This is a genomic window from Pseudoxanthomonas winnipegensis (assembly GCF_004283755.1).
GTDB classification, from domain to species: Bacteria; Pseudomonadota; Gammaproteobacteria; order Xanthomonadales; family Xanthomonadaceae; genus Pseudoxanthomonas_A; species Pseudoxanthomonas_A winnipegensis.
Window position 1 is genome coordinate 642,803 of sequence record NZ_SHMH01000001.1, and the last position, 14,514, is coordinate 657,316.

At 63.0% G+C, this 14,514-nt stretch carries 13 protein-coding genes; 1 reads left to right on the forward strand and 12 read right to left on the reverse strand.

Annotation, left to right across the window (positions count from 1 at the left end):
• Positions 1–8 precede the first annotated feature (8 nt).
• The 11 genes from EAT51_RS02890 to EAT51_RS02940 form a co-directional block, all read right to left on the reverse strand.
• Positions 9–380, reverse strand: a complete 372-nt coding sequence (locus EAT51_RS02890; RefSeq protein ID WP_130561277.1) for a hypothetical protein — start codon at positions 378–380, stop codon at positions 9–11.
• A 29-nt stretch (positions 381–409) separates the two neighbouring features.
• Positions 410–1,717: a glycosyltransferase family 4 protein gene (locus EAT51_RS02895; RefSeq protein WP_130561278.1), complete on the reverse strand. Its 1,308-nt coding sequence runs from the start codon at positions 1,715–1,717 to the stop codon at positions 410–412.
• The gene (locus tag EAT51_RS02900; RefSeq protein ID WP_130561279.1) at positions 1,714–4,800 is read right to left on the reverse strand and encodes a class I SAM-dependent methyltransferase; all 3,087 of its coding nucleotides are present in this window, start codon (positions 4,798–4,800) and stop codon (positions 1,714–1,716) included. Before EAT51_RS02900 ends, EAT51_RS02895 begins: the two co-directional genes overlap by 4 nt.
• Complete coding sequence (locus EAT51_RS20830; RefSeq protein ID WP_130561280.1) at positions 4,797–5,375, reverse strand: CatB-related O-acetyltransferase; 579 nt, start codon at positions 5,373–5,375, stop codon at positions 4,797–4,799. Before EAT51_RS20830 ends, EAT51_RS02900 begins: the two co-directional genes overlap by 4 nt.
• The gene (locus EAT51_RS02910; RefSeq protein ID WP_130561281.1) at positions 5,365–6,771 is read right to left on the reverse strand and encodes an ABC transporter ATP-binding protein; all 1,407 of its coding nucleotides are present in this window, start codon (positions 6,769–6,771) and stop codon (positions 5,365–5,367) included. The genes EAT51_RS20830 and EAT51_RS02910 overlap by 11 nt, the downstream gene beginning before the upstream one ends.
• The gene (locus tag EAT51_RS02915; RefSeq protein ID WP_130561312.1) at positions 6,761–7,597 is read right to left on the reverse strand and encodes an ABC transporter permease; all 837 of its coding nucleotides are present in this window, start codon (positions 7,595–7,597) and stop codon (positions 6,761–6,763) included. Before EAT51_RS02915 ends, EAT51_RS02910 begins: the two co-directional genes overlap by 11 nt.
• 4 nt (positions 7,598–7,601) lie before the next feature.
• A complete protein-coding gene (locus EAT51_RS02920) occupies positions 7,602–8,813 on the reverse strand; it encodes a cystathionine gamma-synthase (protein WP_130561282.1) in 1,212 nt (403 codons plus the stop codon).
• Between the two features lie 95 nt (positions 8,814–8,908).
• Positions 8,909–10,279, reverse strand: coding sequence for a pyridoxal-phosphate dependent enzyme (locus EAT51_RS02925; protein WP_130523082.1), 1,371 nt, complete (start codon positions 10,277–10,279; stop codon positions 8,909–8,911).
• A 187-nt stretch (positions 10,280–10,466) separates the two neighbouring features.
• The gene (locus EAT51_RS02930; RefSeq protein WP_130515246.1) at positions 10,467–10,685 is read right to left on the reverse strand and encodes an HP1242/YdcH family protein; all 219 of its coding nucleotides are present in this window, start codon (positions 10,683–10,685) and stop codon (positions 10,467–10,469) included.
• A gap of 334 nt (positions 10,686–11,019) precedes the next feature.
• Complete coding sequence (locus EAT51_RS02935) at positions 11,020–11,910, reverse strand: OmpA family protein (protein WP_130561283.1); 891 nt, start codon at positions 11,908–11,910, stop codon at positions 11,020–11,022.
• Positions 11,907–12,332, reverse strand: coding sequence for a DUF4398 domain-containing protein (locus EAT51_RS02940; RefSeq protein WP_323052880.1), 426 nt, complete (start codon positions 12,330–12,332; stop codon positions 11,907–11,909). Before EAT51_RS02940 ends, EAT51_RS02935 begins: the two co-directional genes overlap by 4 nt.
• A gap of 142 nt (positions 12,333–12,474) precedes the next feature.
• On the opposite strand from EAT51_RS02940, the gene EAT51_RS02945 reads away from it, so the two are divergent.
• Positions 12,475–13,611 carry a PilT/PilU family type 4a pilus ATPase gene (locus EAT51_RS02945; RefSeq protein WP_130561285.1) on the forward strand — a complete coding sequence of 379 codons (1,137 nt, stop codon included), beginning with the start codon at positions 12,475–12,477 and terminating at the stop codon, positions 13,609–13,611.
• Positions 13,612–13,803: 192 nt separating this feature from the next.
• Here EAT51_RS02945 and maiA read toward each other — a convergent pair whose 3' ends face one another.
• Positions 13,804–14,481 carry a maleylacetoacetate isomerase gene (maiA, locus tag EAT51_RS02950; RefSeq protein ID WP_130515237.1) on the reverse strand — a complete coding sequence of 226 codons (678 nt, stop codon included), beginning with the start codon at positions 14,479–14,481 and terminating at the stop codon, positions 13,804–13,806.
• Between the last annotated feature and the right edge of the window lie 33 nt (positions 14,482–14,514).

Sequence of the window (14,514 nt, forward strand, 5' to 3'; positions counted from 1 at the left end):
AAGGCTGCCTATTGGCCGAGCGGATTCGGATCTTCTGGGATCTTGGCTAGCTCGTCGGCCGGAATCTCGACAACGTCGCCCGGACTCCGTCCATGCTCGGATAACCACGCGCCGTCCATGATCCAGCGGCGTTTGCCATTCTCAACGAGGAACCAACCATCTTCCTTGCCGCCATCGGTTTGCGGACGACGCACGATCTTGCCCTCGTAACGGCTCGCTGTTGAGGCATACTGCACCTGCGAGGATGTATTGTCAGAACTGATATTCGCAGAGGGCGCCGGCTCCGATTCGGCGCCGGTGTTGTTGGTGCCAGGACGCTTGCCGCAGCTAGCGATTGCAACGGTTGCCAGCAAGATACCTAGCCAGTTCATTTTCTTCATAGGTGAGTCCTGTAGATTGTGGGAGATTTTCAGGAGTGCTTGCGCGCGTCGAAGAAGCGCTCACCGAAACTCGGCACGAAGTCTTTCAGAATCGGCCTTTGCATGAAATCGGCCACGCGCTCTAGACTCTGGTCCCAGTTAGGCATGGACTGAATCTCTTCCGAAGCAACGTCTCTGATGCTTTGCAACTGCTGATGATTCTCGAGAGCAAAGATCAGGGTCTGCGCTAGGCAAGATGCACTTGGAGGGGCAAGCAAGCAATTACTTCCGTCGCGCAGCAGCCATGTGTTGGCCTCATTGTAATTGGTCACCACCGTAGTCCCGCATGCCATGAGCTCGAACGGCAGATAGGAGGGATGCTTGGTCATCATCATTACGAAGCCAACGTGGCAGCTGCGATACAAGTTAGCGGTTTCGCGATAAGGCAGCATCCCGATGCTTTCCACGACGTCCTGCAGACCGTAATCGGCAGGGTTCCAGCCAGTTCCGGCACACAAAATTTGGACCTGCTCGCCGAACCTTGCCTTGACCCGGCGCAAACCTGCTGCGGCAAGCTCGAAGCCATTGCGTGGCGTCCCAGGACGGGCATAATAAAAAAGTCGCTTGACGAGCGCCGCATCGTCGCGACCCGCAGAATCGCGAAAAAAGACGCTGCGATCGACATTGGGCTGCAGCAACACTGCAGATCCGCCGTACTCTTCCTCGTAGATACGCTTGAGCGTCTGAGTATTGCATATGCCGAGGAAGCCGAAGCGATAGGTAAGTTCGGCTTGGGCGTAGGTGCTGCCTGCCGGATAGAACGCAGGCTCGAAGTCCTGCATCATGTAGAACTTAAGCCCAGTATTGCGCACATTAAGCAATACATAAGCAGTCGTCCAGAGCGTGGCCACCGAGTAATCGGCTACAGGGATGGACTTAATGGCTTCTCCGGAATCCAGGATCAAGACTTCGCTGTCTTTCAGCGCTGGAAAGGCTTTCCCCAACATGCCCTGCATGTGAGCGGCATCGGCCGAACCGCAGATTAGGAAACGCTGATGCATTCCATAACGGCGCTTGAGGCTCTCGGCCAATCTCAGAATGGTCATGACGCCTCCGTAGAACGGATTATCGAAGCAAGGCAGATACCACGCGCAGATCCTGTCGGCCGGCTCTGTCGCGACGCGTTCTGGATGCTGCTGAGGCTGGCAGAGATCTTCCAGTTTGCAATCGATGATCTCGGCAAGCTGAAGCGCATCATCGGTGTATCCGGTCCAGATACCCCCAACGTTAGCAGTGACGCTCGCTCCACCTTTTCCCAGCAGCGCCTTCGCTGCCGCGCGAATCCTATTCTTTATCATTTGAGCCTAAGGGGATTGACCTGCCCGAACGCCGGGCTGAAATAGGGATCAGACCAATAACTCTGGCCATTATTGTCCCAACTCTCGCTGGCGTCCTCTTGCTGCAGGTAGGCCACGGCGAAGGGGTCCAGCAAACCTCGAAAGGATTCTTTAGCGGCGATGGCGCAGATCCTCTTTAAAGATTCGATTCCTAGGGGCACATTCGGCGCAAATTCTTCGACAGCGGCCGTGAACGCCTCGACCTTGAACGCGACGGCGTGTTCGGAGACACAGCGTACGTTTCTATACCAGAGCGCCCCGCCAAACCAACCGTATTCATGCGAGTAGCACCCCCGGAAAAGCGGCGCGGAACTGCCATCCTCGGACATCACGCGACCGGCCTCCAGGACCTTGCCCTGCGGTTCAACCGCAAGCGCGCCGGCCCAGGCGATCTCTGGGTGATGCTGGGTCCAGCCGGTGAGTTCGTCTACCAGGCCACCCGACAGCCCCACCGACTTGCCGCCAACAATCATCAGCGATCCTACGCCGTGCACGATCGTCGATGCGATGACACGCCAATCCACCTGATCGTGACGCGCAAACTCCAGCCGCTCACCGAGTGCCTCGCGGAATGGCAGCAAGGCTGCGTCAGTCTCGCCCGGATGCACCAGGGTAATACGCTTGACGGCATCCAGACTTGAAGCGCACAACAGGTTGATGACATTGGCCGCTTGTTCCGGCGTACCGGTCTGCAGCACCACCACATGAACTGATTCGGCCACGACTGGCCAAGTGACGTGGAACATGCCCGCGTCAGTCCGGCGCACGATTGCGGGCAAGCCCTTGCGCTCGAAATAGTTCTTCTGGCACCGCAGCTGCCCCATGATCGCGTAGGGCTTCGTCTGTAATCCGGTGGATGTAGAAGTGGGCAGGATGCGCCAATGGTAGTGAATCGAAGGGACGCGCAGCACTTTGCGTGCAGCCGCAGTCACTTTGAAGAAAATATCCCAGTCCTGTGCGCCATCGGTATCCGGATCCCAAGCACCCACCGCGCGCACGATTTCGCTGCGCATGAGGTTAAAGTGGGTGAGATAATTGACGGAATGCATCATCTCCGGACTCCATGCCGGCTTGAACAATGCATTCAGGCGGCACTCTCCGGTTTCGGTGATGGAATCCTTGTCCGAGTACAAGAAGTCAGCGTCAGGATGCTCCTGAAGGGCTTGGACCATGTCGAACAACGCCCACGGCGTGACAGTGTCGTCGTGATCTAGAAGCGCCACGAAGTCGCCGGACACACTTTCCAACGCGGCATTCGAATTTCGGGAGATCCCGCCATTTTCCTGCAGACGCAGCAGGCGATAGCGCTTATCGACACATCTCTGCTGCAACCACTGCCAGCCTTCTTCGTCCTCCGAATCGGCCCAGGCCAGGCAGGCCTCCCAGTGCGCATAGGTCTGTGCCTCCATACTCAGCAAGGTCTGCTCCAGCACCTGCCGTGGGAGACGATAGATTGGAACCACGAAACTGATCAGGGGCACATAGTCAAACGCGGCACTGATCTCACGTTGCATCTCCAGATCGTGTGGCTTGGGTTCAACCGAATCGATGTAGTCGGCAAATTCCTTTGGCAGCGCACGTGTCGGCGTTCCTGCCGGGCCGACAGGCAACTTCAACAACTCGCCTTCCAGCGCAGCGGGGCGCCCCTTGCTCTTGTCGTGACGCACAATTGCGCGCCTGATGGCGCTTGCGACCACACGCCCGATAAGCGAGCCATCAGGCGCCCAGCGCTGGCGAACCTTCTCGATCGCCCGCCCCATCCGCGCTTCGGTGGTATTCAACGCCTCACGGGCGCGGTGCAAGTCACCCGCGAGACTGGCGATCAGTTCGTCGCGGTCACGCACATCGCCCGCGAGCCGGCGCTGCTCCTGTCGTAACGCGATGGCCTGCTCGTCCTCCCGTTCCTGCTCGGATTGCGCAATCCTGCCTTCGCATTCCGCGATCAGGCGTACGCGCTCGTCTTCGGCCGCCTGCACGTCGCGCAAAGCCTCTTCCAAACTGGCACGCATCTGGCTCATTGCTTCCTGCAACTTGCGCATCGCCGCTTCGCTCTCTAACGTCGCCTCCGCAAAGCGAGCCTCCTGTTCTTGCGACATCTGCTGATAGGTCCCCTGCGCTTGCGCAATTTCCGCGAGTACCTGTTCGTGCTCAGACTTCAGCTCTTCGATCTCATCCCGGAGCTGCTGAACAGTCTGCCGCTCGGCGGCCAATGCCTCGTCCACACCACGCTGCTCGGCAAACTGCAGTGACTCGGCACGTGAGGCCTCGACTTCCGCCTGCAAGCTAGCGGCCCTGGCCTCCATCTCGGCGGACTTGGCCCCCACCTTTTCAACTTCTTTGCGCCACCAGTCGCGGTCGTATGTCACCTGGACGCCGCGTCCGAGCGTCGCGAACAGATTGGACACCACCGCTGCCTGCACCGAATCGAGACGCGCTAACGCCTGCACCGACTCCGGCACGTCTTCGCCGACAAGCAGCACGCCAAGACCATGAGAATGCGTAAAGGAAAACGAGGGATACTTGCCAGCAACTTCACTCCATAGCCGCCAAACGCCAAAATCGCCCTGTCGCTCTTCCAGATCGTGGAAGAGCACGACCGCTCGCCGCGAGAGCTTGGGAAACCACGACTCGTAGTCGTGCTTCACGGCTTCGTAGGTATGCAGGCCGTCGATATGCAGCAGATCTACGCTGCCGTCCGCGAACTTATCTAGTCCTTCGTCGAAGGTGCAGCGGAGTAGTTTGGAAAAATCGTCGTATTTCTCGTCGTGATAGCTACGCAGTTGCTCGTAAACCGAACCCTCGTAGAAAGCGGCATGCTCGTCGCCTTCCCACGTATCGATGGCATAGCAGCGTGTCGCAAGTGCCAGTTCGCTGACGGCTTGACAGAAGCCGAGATAGGAGGCGCCGTGGTGGGTGCCTAGCTCGACCAGTAAACCCGGACGCAATTCCTCTACCAGCCATGCGGCGAATGGAATATGGCCGTGCCAGGCGCTGGGGGGGAGCCGATGAGGCCTGATTGAAGCTGATTTATTAAGCTTGATCATGTGAAAGTCCTGGTCCGCGAGTCCTGCCGGGCTTTCCGGATAAATGCGCTTATGTCTGTATCACATAGCAACGGAACGAATTCCTCGATCAATTCGATGGGCCACTTCCACCACTGAATTCGCATCAATGCCTCCACTTGGTCAGCGGGAAAACGGCTGCGCACGCGGCGCGCCGGATTACCCACCACCACCGCATAAGAGTCCACATCGCGGCTGACTACCGCACGCGCCCCAATGATCGCGCCATCGCCGATCGTCACTCCAGACATGATGGTGGCGCCGTGGCCTATCCATACATCGTTGCCGATCCGCGTTGGCCCGCGGGTAGCTGGGTGCCCGTCGCGTTCGGCAAGCGCATGGCCGAAGGCGATGCGTAGGGGAAACGTCGTGATCCAGTCCGACCGATGCTCGCCCCCGCCGAAGATCGTCACATCGTCTGCGATAGAGCAGAAGGCCCCTATCTCGATGCGCTCCTCCGCCGTCCAAATCCGGAAGGCCGGTGCACCATAGGTAAAGCGTCCTACCACTATGCGCGGATCGGACGATTGCAGTTCGGGGATGCGGCTAACTGTCATGGCGCGCTCCGGCCTGGCCGACCGGCCGCAGGCTCACCGCGTCGAACGGAATGCCGACCAGCCCATAGCGCAGCTTGGTAGACGCTACCCGGATCAGTACAGCATCGTGCAACCAATGGTGTTGCACGTTGTCCCAAGGGTTGCCCTCCGCAATAGAGACGGTCATCGAGTAGTCGCCGTCAGGCAGCAGCGGTACAGTGAAGTCAAATCGTGCTTCGAGCGTCTGACCTGCCGTCATGCGATAGGGTTGCTCGACGTAGGTATAGGTATGTTCGCCGAACAGCGACTGACCAAGGCGATCCTTCACAAAGAAGCCGATGATGACTCCGTCCAGGTCGCGAAATGCCGTAGCGCTTACTCGCAACTGAACTTGCTCTCCGCCGTGGAAAACCCCCAGCGACTCGCCGTCGCGGGACAGTAACACCACCGAATCGATACGCGCGGCCTCGGACGTCCAGCCGTCGGAATTGTGGATGTTCGAAAAAAGCGTGAGTTCCGTTTCCTTCTCCATTGCAGGCCGGCTCGGCAGAACCGGGGCCGGCACATCAGCCCCCTCTGCATCGGCAGTGCGCAAACTCCTGATCTTGACCATGTCGCCATAGACTTCCTGGGCACAGTACTCCATATAGGCGGATACAACGTTCTGCGCGGAGTCGTGCATTCGCACGTGCCCCTTGTCCAGCCACAACGCACGGTCGCAGAAATTGAGCACTGAACCCGTATCGTGGCTGACGAACAGCAGTGTTCCACGCTGGCGGAACGCACGCAGGAAACGCATGCACTTCTGCACGAACACGCTGTCGCCCACCGCAAGCGCTTCGTCGACGATCAGCACATCGGCATCCACATGAGCGATCACCGCAAACGCTAGGCGCACGTACATGCCGCTGGAATAGACCTTAACAGGCTGGTTGACGAAATCACCGATATCTGCGAACGCCAGGATGCTCTCGTAGCGTTCATCGATCTCCGCCCGGTCGAGCCCCAGCAGTGCCGCGCTCATGTAGACGTTTTCACGCCCAGTGAACTCGGGATTAAAACCCGCGCCCAACTCCAGCAGGGCAGCGACGCGACCATGTACCTGCGCCGCTCCGGCGGTGGGTGTCAATGTGCCGCAGATGAGCTGGAGCAGGGTGGATTTGCCCGCGCCGTTGCGCCCGACGATGCCTACCGCCTCGCCACGACGCACCTGAAAAGACACATCCTGCAGCGCCCAATACTCCTTGTAGAAGGCGGGCACTTGCCTCTTGCCGACCATACGCATCAGGCGTGGCACGAAGAACTGCTTCAAGCGATCGCGCGGCTGATCGTAAATCTGGTAGAGCTTGGCCAGCCCGTCGACCTCTATTACCGCAGGCGCGAGGCCATCTTCAGAAATACTGATATCAGAGGACATCGGCAAACCCTTTTCGCGTCTTCTGATAGAAATAGAATGACAGCATCAGCAGAACGCTGGCCACCGCCATGTAAATGAACCAGCCCGAGAGCTGCGGAAGCTCTCCGAAGATCAGCATGCGCCTCGCCTGCTCCACCGGATAGGTGATCGGACTTAACTTGATCCAAGGCTGGAACCCTGGTGGGAGGCTTGAAGTGGGATAAACGATCGGCGAAAGAAAGAACAGCACCGTCGTGATCATCGCCGTGAGCTGGCCAATATCGCGCAGATACACTCCAACGGCCGCGAACACGAACGACAGAGCAACCGTAACCATAATAAAGGGGACCAACAACAACGGCAGTAGAAGCGCGGTCGCAGGCAGGTATACGTCGAGCAAGAGCTGCACTGTCAGCAGCACCAGCACGCTGACAAACAAATGGAACAGCGCCGAAAGCACCGACACCCAAGGCAACAACTCCAATGGGAAGACGACTTTCTTGACGTACGAAACGTTGGCGAGAACAAGATTCGGCGCACGACTGAGGCAATCGGCAAAGAAGCCATGCAGCATCAAACCAACAAACAGGATCAGGGCGAAATCTGCCTTGGACTCTCCCGCCCCCGTCCCCCAACGCACCTTGAATATCGATGAGAAAACCAGGGTATAGATAACCAACATGAGGAGTGGATTAAAGAACGACCACGCCACGCCCGCCAGCGAGCCGCGATATCGTCCAACGATCTCACGTCGTGAAAGCTGGAGGACCAGACGCCAGTGGCGACACAGCGACCGCAGCATCCCTACGGGGGATGCATCGTGTTGAAATGCCTCGTTGTTTAACATTCCTTCATTGTCCATCCAAACAGGCGCTTACGGATGGCAACGCGCCGACCAGATCCGTCCGCAAATCCCCCACCTCCTCCACCCCCACACTCAACCGCACCAACCCATCGGTGATGCCCAGGCGCGCGCGGCGCTCGGCGGGGATGGAGGCGTGGGTCATCAGGGCGGGGACGTTGACCAGGCTTTCGACGCCGCCGAGGGATTCGGCCAGGGTGAACAGCCGGGTGCGCTCGCAGAAGGACTTGGCCGCGGCCGCGCCACCCTTGAGCTCGAAGGAGATGATGCCGCCGAAGCCGGACATCTGCTTGGTCGCCAGCGCGTGTTGGGGGTGCGTGGTCAAGCCGGGGTAGATCACCTGCGCCACGGCGTCCTGCGTTTCCAGCCACTGCGCCAGGGCCAGGGCGTTGTCGCAATGGGCCTTCATGCGCAGATGCAGCGTCTTCAGGCCACGCAGGGCCAGGAAGCTGTCGAACGGGCCCTGCACCGCGCCGGCGGAGTTCTGCAGGAAGGCCAGCTGCTCGGCAAGTTCGGCGTCGTCGCCGACCACGGCCACGCCGCCGACCATGTCCGAGTGGCCGTTGAGGTACTTGGTGGCCGAGTGCACCACCAGGTGCGCGCCCAGGCTGAGCGGGCGCTGCAGCATCGGCGAGGCGAAGGTGTTGTCGACCACCACCTTCAGCCCGCGCGCGCGGGCGATCTGCGCGATCACGGCGATGTCCACGATCTTGAGCATCGGGTTGGTGGGCGTCTCGATCCACACCAGCTTGGTCTTCGGCGTGATCGCCGCTTCGAACGCCGCCGGGTCGGTCAGGTCGACGAAGCTGAAATCCAGCCCGGCGCTGCGCTTGCGCACGCGCTCGAACAGGCGGTAGCTGCCGCCGTACAGGTCGTCCATGGCGATGACATGGTCGCCGCTGTCCAGCAGCTCCAGCACGGTCGCGGTGGCGGCCATGCCCGAGGCGAAGGCGAAGCTGCGGCTGCCGCCTTCCAGCGCCGCAATACAGCGCTCATAGGCGAAGCGGGTCGGGTTCTGCGTGCGGCTGTATTCGAAGCCGCTGTGCTGGCCCGGGCTCGGCTGCGCGTAGGTGGACGTGGCGTAGATGGGCGGCATCACCGCCCCGGTGCTGGGGTCGGGCGCCTGCCCGCCGTGGATGGCGAGCGTCGCCAAAGCCAGGCTGCTGTCGCCATCCTGGCTCCCGCGGGTATGGTCGGACATGGGGGGGGTCTTCAGAGATCGAGGGGAATTCTAGCAGTGCCGTCACGCACGCAGGCGCGACGGGTTCATGAACGACAAGCTGAATGCGGCGCGGTTCACTGCACGCGCCGGCGCAGATAGTTGAGCAGGTCGATGCGCGTGATCAACCCCAGGAACTGCTCGCCCTGCATCACGATGGCCACCTGCCCGCGATCGAACACAGGCAGCAGCGCCTCGATCGGCGAGGCCACGTCCAGCCGCTCCAGCTTGCTGACCATCGCGGTGGCGACCGGGTCGCCGAAGCGCGCCTCGTCGCCGTACACATGCAGCAGCACGTCGGACTCGTCGATGATGCCGACCAGCTTCTCGCCCTCCATCACCGGCAGCTGCGAGACGTCGTAGAGCTTCATCCGCTGGTAGGCGGTGGTCAGCAGGTCGGTCGGAGCGACCACCACCGTGTCCTTCTGGCTGTACGGGCGCAGGATCAAATCACGCAGGTCGCCGTGCTGGGGGCGTTCGATGAAGCCGTTGTCCAGCATCCAGTAGTCGTTGTACATCTTGGACAGATACTTGTTGCCGGTGTCGCAGACGAACACCAGCACCCGCTTGGGCGTGGTCTGTTCGCGGCAGTAGCGCAACGCGGCGGCCAGCAGCGTGCCGGTCGAGGAGCCGCCCAGGATGCCTTCCTTGGCCAGCAGCTCGCGCGCGGTCAGGAAGCTCTCCTTGTCCGGGATCGCATAGGCCTTCTTGACCCGGCTGAAATCGGAGATGCCGGGCAGGAAGTCCTCGCCGATGCCTTCCACCAGCCAGCTGCCGGACTTCTCGCTCAGCGTGCCCTCGTTGATGTATTGGGTCAGGATCGAACCGACCGGGTCGGCCAGCACCAGCTCGGTGTCCGGCGAGGCCTTGGCGAAGGCGCGCGACAGGCCGGTCATCGTGCCCGAGCTGCCGCAGCCGAACACGATCGCATCCAGCCGGCCGTCCATCTGCTCCAGGATCTCCGGGCCGGTGCCGAACTCGTGCGCGGCCGGGTTGTCCGGGTTGCCGAACTGGTTGATGAAGTAGGCGCCCGGGGTCTGGCTGGCGATGCGCGCGGCCAGGTCCTGGTAGTACTCCGGATGGCCCTTGGCCACGTCCGAGCGGGTCAGCACCACCTCGGCGCCCATGGCCTTGAGGTTGAAGATCTTCTCCCGGCTCATCTTGTCCGGCACCACCAGAATCAGGCGGTAGCCCTTTTGCTGGGCCACCAGCGCCAGTCCCAGGCCGGTATTGCCGGCCGTGCCTTCCACCAGGGTCGCGCCGGGCTTGAGCTCGCCACGCGCCTCGGCCGCGCCGATCATCGACAGGCCGATGCGGTCCTTGATCGAGCCGCCGGGGTTGGCGCTCTCAAGCTTCAGGTACAGCTCGCACACACCGGTGTCCAGGTGCTGGGCCTTGACGATGGGGGTGCGGCCGATCAGTTCGAGGACCGAGGAATGGATCGCCATGCGGGCGGGACGCTCGTGATGAGGGGCAGACGATTATGGCATCGCCACCGCAACGAGCCGTTCAGTTCCACCCGCGCCCAAGGGCGGATGCGAAAGCGGCGGCCACCAGGGCCGCCGCAGGGCTACGAATTGCGCGGGTGCCGGCGTCCGACGAGGAAGTCACCGGCACCCGCGACTGTGAACCAAATCAGTGGGGCGTGGATTCGTACTTGCGCTGCAGGCGCTGCTTGGCCAGGAGCTTCTCGCGCTTCATCTGGCCCAGGGTGGCGTCGTCGATGGGCAGGACGCCCAGCTCGGCATCCATCACCTTCTTGTTGAGTTTGCGGTGGCGCTCGTAGAGCTGCTTGAACTCGGGATCGGTCTTGATCAAAGCCTCGATTTCGGACTGCGGCTGCTCTTCAAACATGGGCATTCTCCTTCAGCGGAAATACGAACGCCCCGGCCGGGGAACGGCGCAGGGCGTGGCGTGGGGGAAGCGCGGATCGATGAACCAACGCCCTGACGGGGCGTGCACAGCGGTCTGGATTGGGTCGGGCATCGGCTTCATCGGCGCGGCGTCTCCGTCAATCCAGGAGGTCTTCAGCGACCCCCTGGGGATACGACCCTACTCCTGCCCTTCGGGGGCGACAAGCACCGTTCGGCGGACACAGACAGGTCCAGGTTGGCTTGGCGAAGACCGCCCACCCGGCAACCGGGACGGGCGCCGCAAATTCAGATAAATGACTGATTCTTAATGAAAATTACGGTGCCACGATCGCCGCGGCCGCCTGCGTCTTGCTGGCGCCCTTGCCGCCGCCGTCGGTGACTCGGGCCTTGGCCACGCCGGCGGAAATCAGTGCCGTCCGCAGGGCCGCCGAGCGGCCGGCACCCAGCTGTTTGTCGCCGTAGCCCACCACCCGCAGCTTGGTGCCCTTGGTGGCGTCCATGTAGGCCGCCAGCGCCTGCACCGCGGACTTGCCGGCCGCGGTCAGCGTGGCCTTGCCGTCCTGGAACATGGCCGGCGTCAGCACGAAGGTCTCGGCCCCGTCGGCGCCGAAGCTGGACTTGGGCAGCTTGGCGCCGGAGACCAGTTCGGCCTCCTGGCGGGCCAGCGCGGCGTCCTTCTGCCGGGCCGCGTTGAGCTTGGCCTGCTGGGTGGAGGTGGCGGTGGAGATCACCTCCTGCACCTGTTCGGCCTGCGCGGCCGCCTCGGCCTCGGCCTGCTGACGCAGGCGCTCGGCTTCCTCGGCCTGGATCTGCTGCTGCACGCGCAGGCGCTCGGCCTCCTGGCGCGCACGCGCGGTCTCGCGGCGGCTGGCTTCCAGCAGCAGGTCGTTGCGGGTGCGGTCCAGGGTGTCGATCTGGCGGGCGGTGGCGCCGTTCTGGGCGGCCACCTCGGCGATCTCGACCCGGCGCTGGGCGACGTACAGCAGGGCATCGCGCTCGCTGCGCTTGGAATCGGCGTAGCGGGCGATGGCCTGGACGGCCTGCAGGCGCTCGTAGGCGCCCTGCTCGCGCAGGTCGGGGTTGGCGTCCAGCGCGTTCAGGCGGGCGTTGAGCTGGGCCACGACCTCGTCGTCGGCGGCCAGCGCCGGCAGCGCCAGGCCCAGCGCCAGGGCGAGCAGCAGGCCGCGGGACAGGGAACGGTTCATGGCGTGCCTCCCGGGGCGGCGGAGGGAAGCGTAGGCAGCGTGTCCTGTGGCGGCAGTGGTGTCGGGGCGGGCGGCGCCGGCGGCGGGGCCGCCAGGACCTTCTGCAGCCGATCGATCTCGGACTGCTCCTGGGCCAGGCGGGCCTGGGCGGTGGCCTGCGCGCTGCGCGCACGGGCCAGGTCGGCGTCGGCCTGCGCCTGCAGGGCCAGCAGCGGGATCTGCTTGCGGCCGCTGCGGCTCTCGCCCAATGCCTGGGCCTGGCTGACCTTGTCGCGCGCGGCCTGGATCAGGTCCGGGGCGTACTGGTCGGCGTCGGCGTCGCTGGCGCGCTGCACGGCGGCCTGGGCCGCGGCGAGTTCGGCCACGCCCACTTCCTGCGCCTGCGCTGCGGCACTGAGTGCGAGGAAGGCCAAACCGGTCACGCACAGCCGTCTGGAGAATTGTGCGAAGCTACGAATCATCTTGATGGCCGCGGCGTTCTAGGGGGAATCCGCGGCCATTGTCGTCAAGCACATAGCGCACTTGCAATGGACGTGCAGGCGCCAAGCCAGCGGGGACTCATTAATGGACATCGGCTATTTCCTCAAGCTGATGACGGAAAAGAACGCGTCGGACATGTTCCTGACCACCGGCGCGCCCGTCTACATCAAGATCGAAGGCAGGCTCTACCCCCTTGGCAACACCGGCCTGCCGCCGGGCATGGTCAAGAAAATCGCCTATTCGCTGATGGACGAGGGCCAGGTGCCGCAGTTCGAGCGCGACCTGGAGCTCAACATGGCCGTGACCCTGGCCGAGGCCGGGCGCTTCCGCGTCAACGTGTTCAAGCAGCGCGGCGAGGTGGGCATGGTCATTCGCGCCATCCGCAGCAAGATCCCCTCGATCGAAGAGCTGCAGCTGCCGGAGGTGCTCAAGGACATCATCATGACCCCGCGCGGGCTGGTGCTGCTGGTCGGCTCGACCGGCTCGGGCAAGTCCACCTCGCTGGCCTCGATGATCGACTACCGCAACTCCAGCACCACCGGGCACATCCTCACCATCGAGGACCCGATCGAGTACCTGCACAAGCACAAGCAGTCCATCGTCAACCAGCGTGAGGTCGGCCTGGACACCCACGCCTTCCACAACGCGCTGAAGAACGCCATGCGCGAGGCGCCGGACGTGATCCTGATCGGCGAGATCCTGGATGCGACCACCATGGAGGCGGCCATCGCCTTCGCCGAGACCGGCCACCTGTGCCTGGCCACGCTGCACTCCAACAACGCCGACCAGACCATCGAGCGCATCCTCAACTTCTTCCCCGAGACCGCGCACAAGAACGTGCTGATGAACCTGGCGCTGAACCTGCGCGCCGTGGTGTCCCAGCGCCTGGTCAAGGGCGTGGACGGGCGCCGGCTGCCGGCCGCCGAGGTCCTGATCAACACCCCGGTGATCCGCGACCTGCTGCGCCGCGGCCAGATCCACGAGATCAAGCAGGCCATGGAGGAGTCGCTGGAGGACGGCATGGAGTCCTTCGACCAGTGCCTGTTCCGCATGGCCAAGGAAGGCAGGATCAGCCAGGAGGAGGCGCTGCGCGCGGCCGATTCGCGCGATGGCCTGGCGCTGAAGTTCCGCCTGTCCGAGGGCGCCTCGGGCGAGCACGACCCTTACGCCGATCTGTACGACAGCAGCGCCCCTTCGACGATCACGCACGGCTTCGGCTGAGGCGCGCCACTGCGTGCTCGTGGGAGCACCTGTCTTTTCAAATCCCGCAGCGACCTGCCTGTAGAGCGGAGCTTGTGGCAATCCCCTCTTGGGGGCTCCGCTGCTCTTCGTTCGGTTCTTGGGGAAGGCCCCAGCGGAGCAAGCTCCGCTCTACAGGGGAGCCATGGCGACTCCCACAGGAGGAGAGACCTCTCAGGCGTCCAGCGGCGCCGGCCCTGGCGCGTCGGGCTGGCGCTCGGGGCTGGCGTGGATGAAGGCCGGCAGCGCCAGGCAGGCCTGCTCGATCCGGGCGATGGTCGGATAGGGCGACAGGTCCACCTCGAAGCGCCGCGCGTTGTACAGCTGCGGAATCAGGCAGCAATCGGCCAGGCCCGGCGCCTCGCCATGGCAATAGGTGCCGGTGACCAGGTCGTTGGCCAGCAGGGTCTCCATCGCCTGCAGTCCCTCGCCCACCCAGTGCCGCACCCAGGCCTCGCGCTCGACCGGCGGCACGCGCCATTCCTCGTCGAAGAAGCGCAGCACGCGCAGATTGCCCAGCGGGTGGATGTCGCAGGCCACCAGCTGCGCCAGCGCGCGCACGCGGGCGCGGTCGCGGGCGCTGGACGGCATCAGCGGCCGCTCCGGCCAGCTCTCGTCCAGATACTCCAGGATCGCCAGCGACTGGCGCAGCACCCGCTTGCCATGCATCAGCGTGGGCACCAGGTGCTGCGGGTTGAGCCGCGCATAGTCCGGATGGTGCTGCTGCCCGCCGTCGCGCACCAGGTGCACCGGCTCCAGGTCGTAGGGCAGGCCCTTGAGGTTCAGTCCGATGCGGACCCGGTAGGCGGCGCTGGAACGCCAATAGGAATACAGCCGCAGACGGTCGGACACGCGCAGAACCTCGAGGAATGTCGCACCGGCCTC